Origin of the sequence: Methanocorpusculum sp. (genome assembly GCF_030655665.1) — an archaeon.
In the GTDB taxonomy this organism is placed as follows: Archaea; Halobacteriota; Methanomicrobia; order Methanomicrobiales; family Methanocorpusculaceae; genus Methanocorpusculum.
Map to the genome: position 1 here is coordinate 150,671 of NZ_JAUSPQ010000003.1, position 20,932 is coordinate 171,602.

The following is a 20,932-nucleotide window of genomic DNA, read 5'->3' on the forward strand; positions in this document are numbered from 1 at the left end:
AAAATAAGTTATAATCTCTTTCTTTTTTTTAATAGGACTTATGCGGTGTGCTCTCAATCAAAAAGTTGACGTACATGTAAGATGTACTTTGATTTCGCGGTTGGTTTTTCTTTTGTGTCCACATCCGACCTTGCCCCTCAAGAATTGGATTCACACCAACACCGCGTAAGTCCCATTTTAATTGTTCTCTCTATACTTCTTTCCAACTGAAATTCTCTTTCCCTGCCCCGATCTCGAAATGACATTTGACGATCCCGATATCGAATTTGGAAAAGAATGCGGCAAGCGGTTTTGCTGAAACAGTGTTTCCGCTTTGTGTTATGATGAATTTCTGCTGATTGATCGCTGTTGGAGCAAGCATTGCTGCCTCCATGCCGTTTTTGAACCAGTCTGCCATCTCGCCTTCTACTTTGCAGAGCTGCATCATGTCCTTTGATCTATGCGGTTTGCCCGATGTATTCCCATAGCCGAGCGCAATGACGAGCTGGATCTTTTCGCCTTTGTTCAGTACGCAGGGTGCTTTCGATTTGCTGTAGGTCATCCCGACCCAGCAGGTGTTGAGCCCGAGCTGCTGTGCTTTCATTACGAGTTTCTCGCCGTAATATCCGCACGGTTCATCGGTCCCGGCTTTGCCTATGAGGGCGATGTAGTTTTTACAGTTTTCAAACTTCCCGTAGTGTGCCCGCATGCCGCCGAATGCATCGGGCTCATCGAGACACAGCTGGATATTCAGTCCGCTTTCCCGATTGCATTCATCTACCGTATCTTGAAGGGAAGATTTTATTTCACCTTCGATCATTTTGTCTGTAAAGCTGCGTACCGAATGACGTGCTTTGATCGCTTCGAGTAAATCCATTGTATTTTCCACTGCATCCATCTTCATTTTCTTTGCAGAAACGTTTTTTTGCGTTATCTACTGACGTTCGGCGTTTCGTTAAACGTTATTTGGCATTTATATGATAATTAATGTATAGTTCCCGGACTTCAAATCGTGATTACGTCTATTTTTCGGGGGTATTTAGCGGGGTTTTGTGAGGTCGGGAGTCGGGATCTTCGTCAACTCAACGGCTCGGCCCACCTCGCAAGTCTCCTGCAGAGACTTGCTCAGTTAAGGGCACTACGTGCCCCACAATTCCAAACCATCATACCCTTTCAAGAACAACATATCATCAATATGGTCTCTCCGAAAACACTCACTCCTGCAATGGAACAGGTCAAAACATTCAAGGAAAAATATCCTGACTGTATCCTTTTCATGCGGATGGGTGATTTTTACGAGACATTCTTCGAAGACGCTGAGATCTGTGCCCGCGAACTCGACATAGTCCAGACCTCCCGATCCAAAGACCCCGACGGGATCCCGATCCCCCTTGCCGGTATACCTTACCATGCACTCGACCTCTACCTTCCACGGATGATCCGCAAAGGATACAAGGTCGCCATCTGCGAACAGGTCGAGGATCCGAAACTCGCAAAAGGCGTCGTGAAACGGGACGTCGTTCGGGTCGTCACCCCCGGAACCGCGATCGATGCCGACGTCATTCCCGGCTCGACCGCCCACTACCTCACGGCGCTCTGTCCCGACGCGAAAAAAACCGTAATCGGGCTTTCATTTCTCGATATAACCACGGGTGAGTTCTTCGTTCGCGAGATCCCCTTCGAATCCGGATTCTCTGCACTCGCCACCGAAATAGAACAGTACAACCCGCTCGAGATCCTCGTCCCGCAGGGGATCCCCACGGACCTCATCTCCTTCCTCGCCTCCACCTGCCGGGTCCTCACCCCGGGACGCTCAGGCATCTTCACCGACGGCGTCGCCGAACTCACCGCCTCGTTTGGTGTCTCTTCCCTCGAAGGATTCGACATCAGCTCGCCTGAGTGCACGAACGCCGCGGGGGCAGCTCTCCGCTACGCAAAGGAAACGCAGAAGACCGATCTGCCCCACATCCACGGATTCTCCCGGAAATACTCGAACGACGCGATGATCCTGGACGCGATCACGCTTCGAAACCTCGAGATCCTCAACCCTCTCCGCGGCGACCGGAACGACACGACCCTCTTCGGCTTTCTCAACCGGACCAAGACCCCGATGGGGAGCCGTGTTCTAAGAAGCACCATCACCCGGCCTTTGACCTCGCCGGAAAAGATCGACCACCGTCTCGACGCGGTCGAGTTCTTCACCCAAAGACCCGTCCTCCTCTCCGGGGTCCGAAGCATCCTCTCCAGATTCACCGACATCGAGCGGATCGCCGGCAGGATCGCCTATGGGAACGCTTCGCCCCGCGACCTTCTCGCCCTTGCGGGAAGCTTGGCCGCCATCCCAGGACTCACTGCCGAACTCTGCGGCGCAGAAGGACTCCTCAAAGAAGAGCTTGAACAGATCCCCTCATTCACTGGCGTCGCCGAACTGATCCTTTCCGCGATTGTGGACGAGCCGCCTCTCGTCTACAAAAACGGCAATGTCATGAGGGAAGGGTACGACCGGGACCTTGACAAGATCAGAAATATCGTCACGAACGGTCGCGACTGGATCGCCGAACTCCAGCAGACCGAACGGGAACGCACCGGGATCCGTTCGCTCAAGATCGCCTACAACAACGTGTTTGGCTACTACATCGAGATCACGAAAGCGAACCTCCATCTCGTCCCCGATAACTACGAACGAAAACAGACCACCGCAAACGGCGAGCGGTTCACGATCCCCGCACTCCGCGAACGCGAAGCAATGATAGCACAGGCGGATGACCGCGTTCTCGCTCTCGAGATATCGCTCTTCGAATCCCTTCTTACGCATCTCGCCGACTTCGTCCCCGCACTTCAGCAGGCGTCCCGCTCTATAGGGACGATCGACATGATCGCCGCGTTCGCCGACCTTTCGCTCACCGGCGCCTACGTCCGCCCCGAACTCGTGGTCGGGACCGATCTTCTTATCCGGGACGGCCGTCACCCGATTGTCGAGAACACCGTTCCAGGCGGCTATGTGCCAAACGACACCGATATGAGTTCGATCGAACAGCAGATCCTCATCCTCACCGGCGCAAACATGGCAGGTAAATCCACCTACATGCGGAGCGTTGCTCTCATCTGCATCATGGCGCAGACAGGCTGTTTCGTTCCGGCACGCTTTGCGAGAGTCGGGATCGTCGACCGGGTCTTTACCCGGGTCGGGGCATCCGACGACCTTGCCGGCGGGCAGAGTACGTTCATGGTCGAGATGCTGGAACTCGCAAACATCCTCAACAACGCGACCGACAAAAGCCTCATCCTCTTAGACGAGATCGGCAGAGGAACGAGCACCGTCGACGGGTATGCGATCGCGAGATCGGTCCTCGAGTATCTGCACGGGAAAGGGGCGGCTGGTCCCCGCACGCTCTTTGCGACCCATTTCCATCAGCTGATCGGGATGGAGTCCGAGCTGAGGCGTGTAAGGAACTACCACTTCGCCGTGAAAGAGGATCAGCACGACATCACGTTCCTTCGAAAACTCATCCCCGGAGCGACTGATAGAAGCTACGGTATCCATGTCGCCAAGATCGCCGGCGTCCCGAAAAAAGTCCTGGTCCGTGCATCCGAACTCCTCAGAGAGGCGCTTTCCGAGGATGCTTCCTCCGGCGGGAAAAAATACTATACACAGATGCTCCTTATGGATGCCGAGGAGCCGGTCCCGTCCGCCGTCGAGGGACGGATCCGTGAAGCCGATCCGAACATGATGACCCCGATGGAGGCTCTTATGTTCATCAACGAACTCAAAGCAATGCTGGAGAAGAAATGAGCCGGGTAAAAATCCTCGATGAGGAGACGATCAGCCATATCGCGGCGGGCGAAGTGGTCGAGCGTGCCGCCTCGGTCGTGAAAGAACTCGTGGAAAATGCCGTCGACGCGGATGCCCGTTCGATCAGGATCGGGATCTCGGCGGATAAGACCGGGATCACCCGGATCTCCGTCACGGACGACGGGGTCGGGATGGACTTCGACGACGCTCTTCTGGCATTCCGCCAGCATGCGACAAGCAAGATATCCCGCCCCGAAGATCTTGACGGGATCACCACGCTCGGGTTCCGGGGCGAGGCTCTCGCAAGTATCGCGGCGATCTCGAAGGTGACGTTCACGACAAAAGAACGCGGCTCCTCCTCTCCCGAAGCGACCCGCATCGTGATCCACGGCGGGACGCTGATCTCTCACGCCGCCGTCGGCGCTCCGGAAGGAACGAGTATGATCGTCGAGGGTCTCTTTTACAATACTCCCGCCCGACGCAAGTTCCAGAAGACCACGCCAACTGAGCTGTCCCACGTGTATGATATGGTCGAGAGGATCGCTCTCTCGAATCGAAACATCTCCTTCGTCCTTCTTTACAACGGAAAAGAACGGTTCCAGACTTTTGGGACCGGTTCGTATCCTGACGTCATCGCTGCGGTGTTCGGCTCCTCCTTTTCAAAAGAGCTGACCCCGGTCTCCGGGAAATTCGGCCCCGTTCAGATCGACGGCTGGATCACCCGCCCGGGGTCTGAGATGAAGACGACCCAGACGCGGTTTTATCTCTCGATAAACGGCAGGCAGGTGACGTCCCGGCAGCTGCAGTGGGCGATCCGCGAAGGATACGGCACCCTTCTTCCAAAGGGCATGTATCCGGCGGCATTTCTCGATATCACCCTCGATCCCCGGGACGTTGATGTGAATGTGCATCCGACAAAGCGGGAGGTCCGCCTTTCCCGCGAGAGGGAAGTGATGCGGTTCATCCAGGATGCGATCTATCAGTCGCTGCATGAAGAGCGGGTCTTTTCTCCCGCGGCGAGCTCTGCGCCGGATCACAAACCTTCGGTCTGTTCAAGGCTCACGTCGTTTTCACTCCCCTCGTCATCCCCCGCCCGCGAGATCGTCACGACCCTGCCGGCTGATATCGTCGGCGAACCGATGCCTGCATATGCCGGAAAACGGGAGGCGAGGTCGGCACCTCTCAAGCAGACGGAGAAGCAGCTTCGGCGGACCGATACCGGGGATATGCCGGAAACGAATGTGTCCGTTCCCGAAGTCCTCGGTCAGATCGGCGATACCTACATCCTTGCAAAGAACGAAGTCGGCGATCTGATCGTCGTCGACCAGCATGCGGCACACGAGCGGATCATGTATGATCAGCTGGTTGCCCGCTCATCGTCGGCAGAGGCGGGTCAGGAGCTCATCGTTCCGCTCCCGATCACGCTTTCGAAAAAGGAGATCGCCGCTCTGCCTGATCTGCTGGATGTCCTCGCCGCTGCCGGCTATGTTCTGGAACCGTTTGGGAAAGACGTCTGGATGGTCCGTTCGGTCCCGGTCATCTCGGCGACGCTCGGTGACCCGGAGGTCATTCACGCTATCCTGGCAGCGGCTTTGGACGGGGTAGGCAGCACCGACGAGGTCCTTGACCGGGTGCTGAAGACCGCCGCGTGCCGTGCTGTCGTGAAGGGGAACACGCTGCTTACGGTAGAACAGATGCAGCGTCTCTTACGCCAGCTTATGGCGACAAAATCCCCGTATACCTGCCCGCACGGACGACCGACAACGATCGTTCTTTCGAAATCAAGACTGGCGGGCATGTTCCTGAGAACGTGATTTTAATAAAGAGTAGTACGCTTCATATGAGCCACTTATTTTTCAAAATATAGTGCCAACATTCCAGTTCTTTTTTTTGATTTAGGGGTGCGGGTGGGCGACTTCGGCGCGGAGCCCGACGCGGTGGAAATATCCTTTTTCCATGATTTAGTAGAACTGTCAAGGTAGTTCAATGACGGTGGAATATTAACATAGGACTTATGCAGTGGGCTTTCTCATGCTTCCACACCCAGCCATATACTTCCCGAATTGTATCCTCACAATCATCACATATTTCCTATCTGAATCCTTCAGTCCAGATGAACTACTTGGAAAGCCCAAATGGGCAAAGCCCATTTGAGGCGGCACGCAAGCCTTTGGCTTGCACGCAACGTATAGGGTCCTCAGCAAATAGGATAACCCACCGCGGGCCGCTCCGCGCCGGAGTCGCGGCCCCGCACCCCAAATCAAGAAAAGGGATTGTTCATCTATTTTTGCAGAAAAAAGACATGCAAGATAAGAAAAACCCGCATGCAAGTGAGCGAAGTGAAACGGAGAGCAAACCGAAGGTTTGCGAACGGGTTTTTCCCTTAGCATTTTTCAAGAGAGGGTGCGATTCTGCGTAGGCGAAGCCCAAATGGGCTATGCCCATTTGAGGCGGCACGCAAATCTTCGATTTGCACGCATCAGCCGGAGCAGAGCACCCGAACGCAAGGAAAATGCGATTCGCGTTAATTCGCGGAGATTCGCGGTTTTTTAATATCATGCTCCCACATCCAGCCATACCCTTCCTGAATTAGATTCACACCAACACCGCGTAAGTCCTATTCAAATAAGAATTGTGAGCAAAAAAAAAGTTTATCGGGCTATGCTGCTTTTCGCAGCCCCGATCATTTGTTTTCAGCTTGCGGCAGGCGCTTCTTCGCTGTCGATTCTCAGCTTCTTCGTCTTCCATCCTCCGCGCGTGTAGAAGAACAGGTCGAAACAGAACATCACGACCGTTCCGCAGACGACTGCATACCAGATATACTGTATCGAATACCCGCTGAGCGCAAAGAATGCTGCAAGACCTACCTGCACGATCAGCTGACCTGCAATGGCCGAGTACATCCCCGGGCGCGTCATGCCGGCACCGTTCATCGCAAATCCCATTGTCATAGCTATTGCTACGAGGAAGTAGGACAGCGGAACGATCTGCATAAACATGGTCCCGTCCGCGAGCGATTCGCCCGTCGCTCCAAAGAACTTCAGGAACTCCGTTGCAAAGATCAGATAGAGCGCCGCGACACCAATCATGAACACCGCATTGATTCCTGCGGCATATTTGACCGCCGTTACTGCCCGTTCAACTTTCCCGGCTCCGAGATTCTGACCAACCATCACGGCGACTCCCGTACACAGTCCCATCACGATGATCAGCCCCATCATATCCAGACGCAGACAGATACCATATGCCGCGACCGCGGCCGTCCCGTAAACTGCTATGATCGTTGTCATCGAAAGGAACGCCACGCTTCTGATACCGCTCTGGATAGCCGAGGGTATCGCGACCACCGCGATATCTATGATAAGCTTCGGCTCGAACGTGAACTTCTTCGGGAACCTGATCGGATTGTCTTTTCTCGACGGCAGAAGATACATCACGCCGATCAAAAGGAGTGCTCCAATTGCCCGCGAGATAAGGGATGCATAGGCAGAGCCCGCGATCCCGAATGCCGGAATGGCGCCAAGACCCTGGATCAGCGTAGGATTGAGGAAAATGTTCACCACATTGACCCCAAGCATCACATACATAGGTGTCCTTGAATCTCCTGTGCTCTGGAAAACCGTCGTCAGCGTGATCAAAATGACCATCACAAACAGACCCATAAGCATCGGTGTAAGGAATCTCGATCCTTCTGCCGCGACCTCGGGATAGGCTCCCATCAGCAGAAGCAGATTCTCTGAAAAGAACATACCTATCACTGCCAGGATCGCTGAAAATGCGAGTGCCAGATACAGGGAATGCAGCAGGATAACCTGGATACGTTCATACTTCTCCGAGCCGTATGCCCTTGATACGAAGGCCGCCGTGGCCGTCACAATACCGAAAATCACCGTGGTGAGGACCATGAGAACCATGATACTCATCGTACCGCCCGCGATGGACACATCCCCCAGCTTGCCGATGAAATACATGTCCACGACCTCCAGCACGCTCTGAAGAAGATTGCTGATAATGATTGGCAGTGCCACTATAAACAGGGCTTTACCGACCGGTCCTTCAGTAAGGAAATTGCTGGAATTATTCATCGTCACAATATCATACTTAAGTGATCGGAACGGTAATAAAACTTCACGGCAATCTGCATAAATGGGTAGATACCTGTATTTGTAACTATATTGTGCGTTAAAAAAAAGAATTACTGGGATTCAGAAAGGTTCGTATCATCATGCTTCTCCGGGTCCTTATTATCGACATTATCTGTTAAAAACGACGCGACGTTCCGGTCCTCACGCCCGAGATAGATCATAGCGACCGTAAGTCCGAGGATAACGATCGTGGTTCCGATGATATCGATAAACGTCAGATCGGTTACCAGAAGTCTTCTGACCATGGTCGTGACGCCCGCTATCAGAATCGGTCTGACAAGTACGCGCCCTGCACGCACATAGGACTGTACCATATCGATAAGGGTCGCGATAACGATGATCAAAAGGATACCCTGAAGCACATTCGTCAGAGCGTACTGCGTGGGGTCAGCCAGAGCCAGACTGATCATCTTCAGGGTCTCAATCGTTCCAATAAGGGCGGTAATTATCAAAAGAACTGCAATAAGGACGTAAATTGCAATCGTCACCAGACTGCAGCCTTTTACCAGATATCGCTGGGTCCGTGGAAACATATCCATATCTGCCATGTTAAGTATAATACAGTTCAATTTCCAAGTCAATAAAACAATTCCCAAGAAGAACCGGAACCAGTTGGATCAAATCGACACCTCTAAATCTGGAAAAGTAGTAGTTTATTAGCGCAGTCACTTAGATGGGACTCAACGGGCAAGTAAATAAGAAATTACTGCTCCAATATACTCTTAGATTCATTCCGTAAGGGATTGGAAATGGAAGTGTAAAAGCGACATATTTATATGTTTATATGTCATTCTATTACCGCTGTTTCCTAGATGAAACGCAAGGGCCAGTAGATCAGCCAGGCAGATCGTCGGACTTTTAATCCGCAGGTCGGGGGTTCAACTCCCTCCTAGCCCGCTTCACGCCTTCGGGTTTTTTGATAAGGAACATGTTTATAGCATGTCTTATCTCATTTTATTCGATGCGTGTATATCATCCATTACCACACCACCGGCGAATGTTTTCCCATTGGGCCATTCACAAGCCAAAGAACCAGACTTTTAAAAATTGAATCAGCTACCTGACATAATCAGCAGCAAGACACCGTATTCACACGAATCTGATTAGGAGCTACATGACAAGACTCAATGTATTACTGCATGAGATGGTCCCGGACCATCAAATCATGACCGACGAAGACGTAAAAGCTCTTCTCGTAACCTTCGACATCTTGGAAGATCACCTTCCGAAAATCTATCATGATGACCCGGCTGTAAAAGCCTGCGGCGCAAAACCAGGAAACGTCATTACGATCGTAAGAAAGAGCCAGACTGCAGGCGAAGCCACGTCCTACCGCCTCGTAGTAAGAAGGCCGAAAAAATAATCGGAGGAAGAGATCATGATTGATAGAAGTGTATTATCAGGCGCGTACTTTTCCCAGGAACATGTTGCCCGCCACCAGCTGGATTCGTATAACAATTTTGTCCAGTTTAACCTCCAGAAAGTCGTAGACGAACAGAGAGTCGTCGAGACTGAAATCGTTAACAGAGGAAAGAACCAGGAGGCCGTATGGGTCGAACTTGGTAAGATCCGTGTTGAAAAGCCGATCGTCAGAGAAGCAGACGGATCGCAGAGCAAACTCTATCCGGCCGAAGCACGCTTAAGAAACCTTTCCTATGCAGCACCGATGATCCTTGAGATGACCCTTCACCAGGGTGATAAGGTCTATCCGGTCCAGGAGACCACCATCGGTCAGCTTCCTGTAATGATCGGCAGCCAGGTCTGCAACCTTTGCGGTCTTTCCCAGCAGGAGAGGACCGAACAGGGCGAGGATCCGAGCGACCCCGGAGGATACTTCATTGTTAACGGAACCGAGCGCGTCTTAATGACACTCGAAGATCTTGCAAGCAACAAGATCATGACCGAGTTCACCGAAAGATACAACGAACAGATCCATGTATCCAAAGTGTTCTCCCAGTTCCGCGGCTATCGCGCTCTTGTAGTCGTCGAGAAAAATAAAAAGAATCTCCTTGACGTCTCCTTCCCGAGCGTTGCCGGTCACCTGCGGTTTGCAGATCTGATGCGCGCCCTTGGACTTGAATCTGATGAAGATATCGTATCTGCGGTTTCCCTTTCGGAAGATGTCCTTACCTACATGATGCAGAACCTCGAAGAGAGCGAATGCGCCACCGTCGAAGAAGGTGTCATGTATGTCGGTAAGAAACTTGCACCGAACCAGACAAAGGATTACCAGAGAAAACGCGCAGAGTTCGTTTTAGACAGCTACCTTCTCCCGCACTTAAACTACTCCATTCCGAGTACCTTGAAACCTGGAGAGGAAGGCTACGAAGTGTATGCGAAAGACGTCCGTATCGCGAAAGCAGAGTTCCTCGGCAGGATGGCAGAGGCATGTTTCGATCTCGCTCTCAATAAAAGGAGAATCGACGACAAAGATCACTACTCCAACAAACGCCTGAAACTTGCAGGTGATTTGATGGAAGATCTGTTCCGTATTTCGTTAAACAGACTCACCCGTGATGTCAAGTACCAGCTTGAACGCGCGAGCATGAGACACAGAGAACTTGCTATCGGTACGGTCGTCCGTGCAGATGTCCTGACCGAACGCCTTATCCACCCGCTTGCAACAGGTAACTGGGTCGGCGGAAGGACCGGTGTATCCCAGCTTATGGACCGTGTCGACCACATGTCGGTCATCTCCCACCTTAGAAGAGTTATCTCCCCTCTGTCCAGATCCCAGCCTCACTTCGAAGCTCGTGATCTGCACCCAACCCAGTGGGGACGTATCTGTCCGTCCGAAACTCCGGAAGGACCGAACTGTGGTTTAGTGAAAAACTTTGCCCAGCTTGTTGAGATCAGCAAAGGAACCGACGAGGAAGAGATCCTTCGCGTGATCCGGGGTATGAAGATCCAGCCAATCAGGAGCGAATAAAATGGAAAAGAAAATGGCACGTGTATTCGTGGACGGCGCTTTGATTGGAAAAGTCGATGATGCCGCAGGATTCACCAAAAACTTCAGACATATGCGCAGATCAGGGCATGTCTCAACTGAAGTCAATATTTCATACAAAGATTACAGTAATGAGATCGTTATCAATACCGACCGCGGACGGGCCCGCCGCCCCCTGATCGTTGTGGAAAACGGCATCCCCGCAGTCACCCCCGAAGATATCGAGATCGTCAGATCCGGTGCAGAAGATTTCATGGCTCTGGTTTCTCAGGGCAAAATAGAATTCATTGATGCTGAAGAGGAGGATGACCTCTTCATCGCTGTACAGGAAGAAGACCTGACCACCGAACACACTCACCTTGAGATCGATCCGTCCCTTATCCTCGGTATCGGAGCAGCACACGTTCCGTTCCCGGAGCACAACGCATCGCCGCGTGTTACGATGGGTGCAGGTATGATCAAGCAGGCATTAGGATTTGCCCAGGCAAACATGAAGCTGAGACCCGATACCCGCGGTCATATGCTCCACTACGCCCAGGTCCCGATGGTGCACACTCAGGCTGCCGAGCTTATCGGTTCCGACAACCGCCCGCAGGGTCAGAACTTCTGTGTGGCTATCATCTCCTACGAAGGATACAATATTGAAGATGCACTCATCTTCAACAAAGCCTCAGTCGAGCGCGGAGTAGGCCGTTCCCACTTCTTCAGAACCTATGAAGGAGAGGAACGCAGGTACCCCGGAGGACAGGTCGACAGGATCGAAATGCCCGAAGAGGATGTTCAGGGTTCCCATGGAATTGGATCCTATGCAAACCTCGATATCGACGGTATCATCAATCCGGAGACCGTTGTCAATGAGAAGGACGTTCTCATCGGCAAGACCTCCCCGCCGCGTTTCCTTGAGGAACCGACCGGAGAACTCATCGCCGTTGAAAAACGCCGCGACACCTCCATCACTATGAGAAGTAACGAGACCGGTATCGTTGACACTGTCATCATCACTGAGTCCGAAAACTCCTCCCGCCTTGTCAAAGTCAGAACACGTGACCTTCGTATTCCGGAGATCGGCGACAAGTTCGCATCCCGTCACGGTCAGAAAGGTGTTTGCGGTCTTATCACTCCGCAGGAAAACATGCCTTTCACCGCAGCCGGTATCGCGCCTGACCTCGTCATCAACCCGCACGCAGTTCCTTCACGTATGACCATCGGTCATATGCTTGAGATGATCGGTGGTAAAACCGGCTCTCTCGAAGGGTCCCGTGTCAACGCGACCTCGTTCAGAAAGACCCAGGTCGAGAAGATCTTCGACTCATCCTTCGCCCAGAATCGTTTGTTAAACGACAAAGAGATCGGCAAAGATGTGAAGTCCAGCAAACTGACCCGTGAGCAGGTCATGAGACACCAGCTCGCAGAAGCAGGATTCGCCCACAACGGCCGTGAGGTCATGTACGATGGAATCACCGGTCGCAGATTCCAGGCTGATATCTATATGGGTGTCATCTACTACCAGAAACTCTACCACATGGTATCTACTAAGATGCATGCAAGGTCCAGAGGTCCGGTCCAGGTCCTTACCCGACAGCCGACCGAAGGACGTGCCCGTGAAGGAGGTCTTCGTTTCGGTGAAATGGAACGTGATGTGATGATCGGTCACGGTGCCGCAATGGCACTCAAAGAGCGTCTCCTTGACGAGTCCGATGCAGTGAAGCAGTACGTCTGCGCACGCTGCGGAATGGTTGCAATGTATGATGCTAAGCAGAAGATGACCCGTTGTCTCGCCTGCGGTGCAGAAACTGATATTTACGAAGTCGAAATGAGTTATGCATTCAAACTTCTCCTTGACGAGATGAAGAGTATGGGTATAGCTCCCAGACTGAGACTGGAGGATATGGTATGACCTCGCCAAAGAGGATCGGCAAGATCGAGTTCGGTATCCTTTCACCGAAAGCAATTCGTGACATGAGTGTCTGTAAGGTCATCTGGCCCGACACCTATGACGATGACGGATTCCCCTACCCGAAAGGTCTCATGGATCCGAGTCTCGGTGTTATCGACCCCGGACTCCGCTGCAAGACATGCGGTCAGAAACAGGGTGACTGTCCCGGTCACTTTGGTCATATCGACCTTGCGAAACCAGTTATCCACGTAGGATACACCCGTCTGATCAGAAAACTTCTCCGTGTCACCTGTCGTGACTGCGGTCGGCTTCTTCTTGATAAAGAAGAGATCGCCGCCTTCTCAGCACTTGAAGACGACCCCTACTCAGCCGAGACCATCGGTGAGAAGGATATCAAGAAGGAACGTATCTGCCCCTATTGCGGTGATCAGCAGTTCAAGATCAACTTCGAAAAACCGACCTCGTTCGTTGAGATCGTCACCGAAATGGGTGAAGACGGTAAAGTCCACAAGTCAGAACGCAAACTGACCTCAGCCGACATCCGTGAACGCCTCGAAAAGATCCCGGACGATGATCTCCGTCTTCTCGGCATCGACCCCGATGTAGCAAGACCCGAATGGACCGTACTTACTGTCCTTCCGGTCCCGCCGGTAACCGTCCGCCCGTCCATTATCCTTGAGAACGGTCAGAGATCTGAGGATGATCTGACCCACAAGCTTGTGGATATCATCAGGATCAACCAGCGGTTCAAGGAAAACCAGGATGCTGGTGCTCCGCAGCTCATTATCGAAGATCTGTGGGAGTTACTTCAGTATCACGTTACCACCTACCTCGACAATGAAGTCGCAGGATGCCCGCCGGCAAGACACCGGTCCGGCAGACCGCTCAAGACACTCTCCCAGCGTCTGAAAGGGAAAGACGGCCGTTTCCGCGGATCCTTATCCGGTAAACGTGTCAACTTCTCTGCCCGTACCGTCATCTCACCGGATCCGAACCTTTCGATCGGTGAAGTCGGTATCCCGCTTGCGATCGCAAACGAGATGTCCGTTCCTGTAAGGGTGACCAAACAGAACCTTGAGGATATGCGTGTTCTGATCAGAATCGGTCCAAACAGACCTACCCTCCGTGATCCCTGCGGTGCGAACTATATCAACAGACCTGACGGCCGCCGTATCAGACTGATCTCCGGTGAAGAAGGCAACTGTGATACCGTCGCAGAAATGATCGAACCAGGATGGAAGATCGACAGACAGCTGCGTGACGGAGATATCGTTCTCTTCAACCGTCAGCCTTCTCTGCACCGTATGTCTATCATGTCCCACCACATCAAAGTCATGAACGGCAGGACCTTCCGCCTTAACCCGGCAGTATGTCCCCCGTACAACGCAGACTTTGATGGGGATGAAATGAACCTGCATGTTCCTCAGACCGAGGAAGCACGTGCTGAAGCGGAACTTCTCGTTGCCGTTCAGGAAAACATTCTCTCCCCGCGTTTCGGCGGTCCGATCATCGGCGGTCTTCACGACCACATCTCCGGTATCTTCCTGCTGACAAACCAGCTGAAGTGGCATACGAAATCCGAGTACCTCTATCTCCTGAAATACACCGACATGGAACATCTTCCAGAGCCGGGCAAGGTTGAGAACGGTATTCCCTACTGGAGCAACAAACAGGTCTTCTCCGAGATCCTGCCGAAGGATATCAACATGTTCTACAAAGCAACATGTTGCCGGAACTGTGACCCTTGTACCAAAAATACCTTCTGCCCGAACGATGCCTTTGTCAGGATCGTCGACGGAGAACTCCTTACCGGAACCATCGACAAAAAGTCTGTCGGAGCAATGGATGGAGCAATTCTGAACAGGGTCATCCGTCTTCACGGTAACCAGCGTGCAAAAGAGTACATCGACGACCTGACGAAACTCTCGATCCGTGCGATCATGCTTTACGGATTCTCGTATGGTATCAACGATACCGACCTCGGTAAAGAAGAGTACAAACAGATCCGTGACGTGCTCGATACTGCAGAACGTGATGTCGCAAACCGTATCAATATCTTTGAACAGGGACACTTAGAGCCAATGCCCGGAAGAACTCCTGAAGAGACCCTTGAAATGCAAGTCATGAAAGAACTGGGTAAAGCCCGAGACCGGACTGGTGATATCGCATCCCGTCACTTAGGTTTCGAAAACTCAGCTGTGGTCATGGCCGTTTCCGGAGCTCGCGGTTCGATGCTGAACATCGCACAGATGGCCGGTTGTATCGGTCAGCAGGCAGTGCGTGGTGAGCGTATCGTTCGTGGATATGAAGATCGTACCCTTCCTCACTTCAAACGCAGTGACAAAGGTGCCGATGCACACGGATTCGTTCGCAACTCGTACAAGTCCGGTCTCAGCCCGACCGAGTTCTTCTTCCACGCAATCGGTGGTCGTGAAGGTCTTGTGGATACTGCAGTTCGTACATCCCAGTCCGGTTACCTCCAGCGCCGTATGGTCAACGCTCTTCAGGATCTGAAGGTCGCGTATGACGGTACTGTCCGCAGTACCGGTGGTAAGATCATTCAGTTCGTCTATGGTGAAGATGGTACCGATCCGGCAAAGTCCGCATCCGGTCTGCCGGTCGATGTGAAAGGTATTGCCGAATCCGTTCTTAAGGAGGAGATCTAAAATGGTTCCAAGCAAAGATGAGATCGAGGATGATTTCGAGACATTCGAGGATGTTATCGAAGAAATACCCGTAAAGACCTCAAAGAAATCCCTGATGGAAAAGGTCGAAGAAGTCCTTGATACTGATTCGACCCCGGAGACCCAGGACGAGTCTGCAGAAAAGAAACCGCGGGCAAAGAAAGCAAAGAAGATCGAAGAGGTCGTTGAAGAGCCTGAATCTGCAATCGCAGTAGAACTTCACACCTGGAATCTTCCAAAAACACTCTTCCAGCAGGTCAAAACCTGGCTTGAAGGCAAATCCGAAGAGGAGCTTGAGGCCATCAATCTCGTCAGCCTGAAGTCCCGCGTCCGCAGGCTTGTTGATGAAAACATGCCTGTCTCCACTACCACGGAACTCACGAAGATCCTCACCTCAAAGCATGATGCCGGCAAGGAAGTATCCGACGAGAACTTCGAGAACATCGTTACCAGGATCAATTCCGAGTATGAACGTACCCGTGTTCAGCCCTGTGAAGCGGTAGGTATCAATGCCGCCCACTCCATCGGTGAACCAGGTACCCAGATGACGATGCGTACCTTCCACTACGCAGGTGTGGCTGAAATCAACGTTACCCTCGGTCTGCCGCGTCTTATCGAAATCATGGACGCCAGAAAAGAGCCGTCAACGCCGACCATGACCATCTTCTTAGATAAGGAATACCGCGAGAGCCGTGATAAGGCTCGTGAGGTTTCCTGGAAGATCGAAGCAGCTCCCCTTCACGAGTTCGGCGATATCGAAACCGATATCGCAGAGATGTGCGTTCTTGTTCAGATCAACAAAGAGGTCTGCAAGAAGCGTAAGATCCCTGTATCCGAAGTTCTTGCCCGTGCTCCGCAGAAGATCAAAGATAAGCGTCACTACCGTGACTTTGAAGTTGAGATCAACGAAGCGGACGGTGTCTTAAAGTTCCTCCCGAAAAACGAGGACTCATACCAGAACCTGTTCCAGCTCGCAGAACATGTCCGTCAGGTCATTGTTCAGGGTATCGATGATATCAAGAGGGTCGTCGTTCGAAAGGAAAACGACGAGTACATCCTCCATACCGAAGGATCCAACATGAAAGATGTCTTCGAGATCGACGGTGTGGACTGTACGAGGACCCGTACAAACAACATCTCCGAGATCGCAAGCACACTCGGTGTTGAAGCTGCCCGCTCAGCTATCATCTTCGAAGCATTCTCCACCCTGAAAGAACAGGGTATCGCGGTCGATCTCCGCCACATCATGCTTGTCGCAGACATCATGTGCATGGACGGAGAAGTCAAACAGATCGGTCGTCACGGAATTGCCGGAGAGAAGGAATCTGTCCTTTCCCGTGCAAGTTTCGAAGTCACGGTCAACCACCTGCTCGATGCGGCGGTTGCTCATGAATTCGATGAACTTTCCGGAGTTACGGAAAACGTCATCGTCGGTCAGCCGATTCTTCTCGGTACCGGTGATGTCAAACTGATGGTCCGCCGCGTGGCACCTCAGTAATCTTTTTTTTTATCATGGTTATTCCAGAACTCTTATCTCCTGCGGGTTCGCCCGATGCTTTGAAAGCTGCCGTATTTGCCGGATGCGATGCTGTATATCTCGGCGGGAAACTCTTCGGAGCACGCCAGTATGCGACCAACTTTTCGAATGATGAACTGAAAAACGCAGTTTTGTTCGCTCATCAGTACGGTGTCAAAGTGTATGTGACCGTCAACACGCTCGCTTACGATGATGATATGCCGGTGATCGCCGAGTATCTCCGGTTCCTCTCCGATATTGGCGTCGACGCGATCCTGGTTCAGGATGTCGGCGTCCTCTCTCTTGCCCGCGAGGTCGTACCTGATCTCCCGCTTCATGCAAGCACGCAGATGACGATCCATAACGCAGCCGGTGTCCGGTTCGCCGCCGAGCACGGGATCTCGCGTGTGGTCCTCGCCCGCGAGCTTTCGATCGAAGATGTAAAGCTGATCGCCGAAGTAGCAAAAGAAGTCGGCGTCGAGCTGGAGATCTTTGTTCACGGAGCGATCTGCTACGCATATTCAGGACAGTGTCTTTTCTCCTCGGTTATCGGCGGAAGGAGCGGGAACCAGGGGGGCTGCGCTCAGCCGTGCAGAAAACCCTATTCCCTGCTCGCAGACGGCGAGCCCATTCCTACGCAGGGCGATTACCTTCTGTCGCCGCGTGATCTCTGTCTGTATCCGTATCTCGAAGAGATCTGCAGGTCAGGTGTTGCCTCGATAAAGATCGAAGGCAGGATGAAGACCCCTGAGTATGTCGGGATCGTCACTGATGCTTACCGCCATGGACTGGACACTATCGCTGAAGGCAGAGAGTTCATCCCCGAGAATGAGACGATGGAAGACCTCGCCTTTGCGTTCAACCGCGGGTTTACGAAAGGATATCTTTTCGGAGACAAGTGGGGCACGTTCATCAATGCAAAAAAGCCGGATAACCGCGGTGTCTTTGCAGGATTTGTTTCCGGACTCGATGAGTCCCGCGGCAAGGTGATCGTCAAGATCGAAGGTCCGGTCCCTGATACAGGTGACGGGCTTGTGTTCAAGATCGCCGGCCGGGAAAGCGGTTTCGCTCTGAATAAAGAACCCTATATCTTCCCGGAAGGGGACGCCTACAAGATCCCTGCTCCGGAGGATGTCGTTCTCGGCAGTGAACTCTGGATCACCCGCCGGATGAAGACCGAACGAAAAGCTGCCGCGATCCTTGCAAAAGCATCAGGAGGACGGATCCCTCTCGACATCGTTGTTTCGCTCGACAAAGCAGGCAGGCTCACCGTCTCCTCTGATTCGACCGAGGTCAAAACCGAGATGCCGATGCTTGAGGCTTTGAACAAGCCCGTCTCAAAGGAGTCGGTCGAGACCCAGATAAGAAAGACCGGCGGCACACCGTTTTACGTCAGAAACCTTTCGATGAAGTATGACGGAACGATGTTTCTCCCGATGAGCGTCATCACTGATCTTCGCCGGAGATTTTTGGATGAAGCAGCGCTCGCACGGAAATCGGTCCGAACTACCCGCCCGTATCAGGAGAAAGGCTCTGCGGTCCCTGAGCGAACGATCCCGATCGTCCAGATCTATACTGATACGGTCGTCGGGGCAAAGACCGCCCACTCTTCCGGTGCTGGTCAGGTCGTGTACGAAGGTGTCGAGGAGATCTATGATCTCCCGGTCATCTACAAGCTGCCGAGGATCGTTCAGGAACATGAGGTCGCCGAGGCATTTTCCAAGATCCCTGCAAGTGCGGCCGGCGTGATGGTCGACGGTGTCGGTGCTGCCGAGCTGATCAAGGGCGTTCCAAAATACGGAGGCTCAGGTCTGAACATCACGAATGCCCGTTCAGCAATGACCTACGGGAAGAGCTGCCGTCAGGTCTGCCTCTCTCCGGAACTTTCCGGGAAACAGATCAGAACCCTGATGGAGCAGCTTTCCGCCTATGCTCATCCGCCGAAAACCGAGGTGATCGTTCAGGGCAGTCTTGAGGTGATGATCACCGAGAACTGTATTCCGGCAACTGCGCAAGGGTGCAGGAGCTGCAATCAGTCCTGGGCGCTGAAAGATAAAACAAATCGGATATTCAGAGTCAGGACCGATTCGCAGTGCAGAGGTCATATCCTGAACTCCTCCGAGACCTGTCTGATCGAGTATGTAGGAAAACTCGCGGCAGCCGGTGTTTCGGTCATCTCGATCGATGCCCGCGGCCGGAGTCCTGAGTATATCCGCCGTATGACAGCGATCTACTCCGCGGTCGCTTCTGGTGACGGGGATCCAAAAGAACTGAAAGAACAGATAAAAGATATCGCCTCAGGCGGCATCACGGCAGGGCATTACCTGCGTGGTGTTGTCAGAGAATAATTTTCTCTCCCCTTTTTTTGGTTCATTGATTTCCGACAGTTTTTTTCTTCTTCGAACAGCTGGCTTTTATCTTAATACGTAATGCTGGATGTAGTGAGAGATTGCAGTGAGTAAATTATATTGAATTAATATTGTTATTATGTACACGAAAAATATTTATTTGAATAAAGATGAATATTGCATGTCGATAACCTGTCGTCAATGATGTCTGGAAGAGAGCTGTTTCCAAAGCGGGCATCATGAATTCAGGGATGTCGTACACATATGTTCTCGGTGGATTTTCGTATCAGCTTTGGAAGGTTGAAAGCGTGTGATCGTTATCACCAATGTGATCAACACCAAGGTAAATGATTTTTATCCGATTACAAATTCGAGATTAAGGGGGGACTTCTCTCCTCTTTCGCATAGATAGACCTTGCGGGATGGTAGTTCTACACCAGCGACTTCCCGCGTATTTTTTTCTTGTTCCTTATGATGCATGTATGTTTGTCTGTTTTTCTCGAAAAAACTCCTGTTATGTATATTAAATTTATTTAACTTATTCAAAATATAAGTAATAATATATTTATGCTGATACTAACGAATATTGATGGTCGATAACCTGTCATTCGTGGCGCGTCTGTTATAGAGTCAGCTAGTGCGGGCAATTTGGCCATATTCCCGCATGTCCATAAAATGGTTTCAGACGAATGGAACGTTTGTTCTATCTAAAAAGTATTTTTCTATTTGAGGGATTCCCACATGGTATTGAGTACAATGTATCCTAAATATTCCACGAGAAAAGAGGGCAAGACTGTTATCATGGAGCAGAAACTCCTGAGTAAAGTATCCCGTCTTCTCTTAGATACCGCACGTTGTGTCGGTTGTGGTATCTGTGTTGACGCATGTCCAAAGGAAGCTATTTCTTTAGGCATGGTCGGTGCATCCATCCGCGGTGCAGCCTGCGGCGAGGCACCAATTTCTGTTGATCCTGCAATATGTTCATACTGCGGTGTTTGCACGATTCTGTGTCCGTTTGATGCACTTCTCGTAGAAGTTGACGGTGAATTGAGCCTCCCGATCCTGGAGCAGGAAGGTTTCCCCGAGTATGACTTTACTGCTGAAATCAGCGAGGAGAAGTGTGTCCGCTGTACATCCTGTCATGAGGCCTGCCCGCATGATGCAATTGTCCGAAACGTGCCCGTTTATGAAGGCGAAGTTGAGGGCGGCGTGCAGCGTCAGACCGCGCTTGGCGGTGATGTCGTTTTTGTTGTTGATGCTGACAAATGTACTATTTGCGGTATCTGCGGTACATTATGTCCGGCACTCACGGTTGCCAGAGATCCGTTCTATCCCGGTACGATGAAGCCGACCGGTGAGGTTCTCTGGGAGGAGGAGTTATGTAACGCCTGTCAGATATGTGTGAATGCCTGTCCGGCGAAAGCACTTTCCGTAGAACGTGCAGTACCTGATGAGCAGAAGCTTCCGGGCTTCGTCTCGATCGACAAATCCGAGTGCATCACCTGCACCTGGTGTAAACAGGTCTGCCCAAGCGAGGCCGTCACCATCACGAAATTCTTTGAAGGCGAACTTATTGTTGATGCCACGAAGTGTCCCGGTGGATGTTCCACCTGTGTCGATGTA

The 20,932-nt window shown here is 52.0% G+C and carries 12 protein-coding genes and 1 tRNA gene; 10 read left to right on the top strand and 3 right to left on the bottom strand.

The features are described from left to right. Positions 1-190: 190 nt before the first annotated feature. The gene (locus Q7J08_RS01330; protein WP_304909890.1) at positions 191-883 is read right to left on the bottom strand and encodes a nitroreductase family protein; all 693 of its coding nucleotides are present in this window, start codon (positions 881-883) and stop codon (positions 191-193) included. Between the two features lie 291 nt (positions 884-1,174). On the opposite strand from Q7J08_RS01330, the gene mutS reads away from it, so the two are divergent. Next, the gene (gene mutS / locus Q7J08_RS01335; protein ID WP_304909891.1) at positions 1,175-3,772 is read left to right on the top strand and encodes a DNA mismatch repair protein MutS; all 2,598 of its coding nucleotides are present in this window, start codon (positions 1,175-1,177) and stop codon (positions 3,770-3,772) included. Continuing rightward, the gene (gene mutL / locus Q7J08_RS01340; protein ID WP_304909892.1) at positions 3,769-5,586 is read left to right on the top strand and encodes a DNA mismatch repair endonuclease MutL; all 1,818 of its coding nucleotides are present in this window, start codon (positions 3,769-3,771) and stop codon (positions 5,584-5,586) included. Before mutS ends, mutL begins: the two co-directional genes overlap by 4 nt. A gap of 879 nt (positions 5,587-6,465) precedes the next feature. Here the strand turns inward: mutL and Q7J08_RS01345 are convergent. After that, positions 6,466-7,857, bottom strand: coding sequence for an MATE family efflux transporter (locus Q7J08_RS01345; RefSeq protein ID WP_304909900.1), 1,392 nt, complete (start codon positions 7,855-7,857; stop codon positions 6,466-6,468). Positions 7,858-7,967: 110 nt separating this feature from the next. After that, positions 7,968-8,465 carry a phosphate-starvation-inducible PsiE family protein gene (locus Q7J08_RS01350; RefSeq protein WP_304909893.1) on the bottom strand — a complete coding sequence of 166 codons (498 nt, stop codon included), beginning with the start codon at positions 8,463-8,465 and terminating at the stop codon, positions 7,968-7,970. A gap of 275 nt (positions 8,466-8,740) precedes the next feature. Between Q7J08_RS01350 and Q7J08_RS01355 the strand changes: the two genes are divergently transcribed. From Q7J08_RS01355 to Q7J08_RS01390, 8 genes are all read left to right on the top strand, one after another. Then, positions 8,741-8,814 (top strand) — tRNA-Lys (locus Q7J08_RS01355). Positions 8,815-9,031: 217 nt separating this feature from the next. After that, positions 9,032-9,280, top strand: a complete 249-nt coding sequence (locus Q7J08_RS01360; protein ID WP_304909894.1) for a DNA-directed RNA polymerase subunit H — start codon at positions 9,032-9,034, stop codon at positions 9,278-9,280. A gap of 15 nt (positions 9,281-9,295) precedes the next feature. Further along, positions 9,296-10,846 (top strand): DNA-directed RNA polymerase subunit B'', encoded by a 1,551-nt coding sequence (locus tag Q7J08_RS01365; protein WP_304909895.1) that lies wholly within the window; start codon positions 9,296-9,298, stop codon positions 10,844-10,846. A gap of 1 nt (position 10,847) precedes the next feature. Next, complete coding sequence (locus tag Q7J08_RS01370; protein ID WP_304909896.1) at positions 10,848-12,761, top strand: DNA-directed RNA polymerase subunit B'; 1,914 nt, start codon at positions 10,848-10,850, stop codon at positions 12,759-12,761. Further along, complete coding sequence (locus Q7J08_RS01375; protein ID WP_304909897.1) at positions 12,758-15,427, top strand: DNA-directed RNA polymerase subunit A'; 2,670 nt, start codon at positions 12,758-12,760, stop codon at positions 15,425-15,427. The genes Q7J08_RS01370 and Q7J08_RS01375 overlap by 4 nt, the downstream gene beginning before the upstream one ends. A 370-nt stretch (positions 15,428-15,797) precedes the next feature. Further along, positions 15,798-16,943 (top strand): DNA-directed RNA polymerase subunit A'', encoded by a 1,146-nt coding sequence (rpoA2, locus tag Q7J08_RS01380; protein WP_304909901.1) that lies wholly within the window; start codon positions 15,798-15,800, stop codon positions 16,941-16,943. Between the two features lie 14 nt (positions 16,944-16,957). Then, positions 16,958-19,309: a DUF3656 domain-containing protein gene (locus Q7J08_RS01385; RefSeq protein ID WP_304909898.1), complete on the top strand. Its 2,352-nt coding sequence runs from the start codon at positions 16,958-16,960 to the stop codon at positions 19,307-19,309. An 801-nt stretch (positions 19,310-20,110) separates the two neighbouring features. Then, positions 20,111-20,932, top strand: an 822-nt coding sequence (locus Q7J08_RS01390) for a 4Fe-4S binding protein (RefSeq protein WP_304909899.1), incomplete at its 3' end; no start/stop codon positions are given.

Coding starts and splice junctions, on each gene's coding strand:
- Q7J08_RS01330 (WP_304909890.1), bottom strand. CDS start 883: ATGAAGATGGATGCAGTGGAAAATACAATGGATTTACTCGAAGCGATC.
- mutS (WP_304909891.1), top strand. CDS start 1,175: ATGGTCTCTCCGAAAACACTCACTCCTGCAATGGAACAGGTCAAAACA.
- mutL (WP_304909892.1), top strand. CDS start 3,769: ATGAGCCGGGTAAAAATCCTCGATGAGGAGACGATCAGCCATATCGCG.
- Q7J08_RS01345 (WP_304909900.1), bottom strand. CDS start 7,857: ATGAATAATTCCAGCAATTTCCTTACTGAAGGACCGGTCGGTAAAGCC.
- Q7J08_RS01350 (WP_304909893.1), bottom strand. CDS start 8,465: ATGGCAGATATGGATATGTTTCCACGGACCCAGCGATATCTGGTAAAA.
- Q7J08_RS01360 (WP_304909894.1), top strand. CDS start 9,032: ATGACAAGACTCAATGTATTACTGCATGAGATGGTCCCGGACCATCAA.
- Q7J08_RS01365 (WP_304909895.1), top strand. CDS start 9,296: ATGATTGATAGAAGTGTATTATCAGGCGCGTACTTTTCCCAGGAACAT.
- Q7J08_RS01370 (WP_304909896.1), top strand. CDS start 10,848: ATGGAAAAGAAAATGGCACGTGTATTCGTGGACGGCGCTTTGATTGGA.
- Q7J08_RS01375 (WP_304909897.1), top strand. CDS start 12,758: ATGACCTCGCCAAAGAGGATCGGCAAGATCGAGTTCGGTATCCTTTCA.
- rpoA2 (WP_304909901.1), top strand. CDS start 15,798: ATGCCTGTCTCCACTACCACGGAACTCACGAAGATCCTCACCTCAAAG.
- Q7J08_RS01385 (WP_304909898.1), top strand. CDS start 16,958: ATGGTTATTCCAGAACTCTTATCTCCTGCGGGTTCGCCCGATGCTTTG.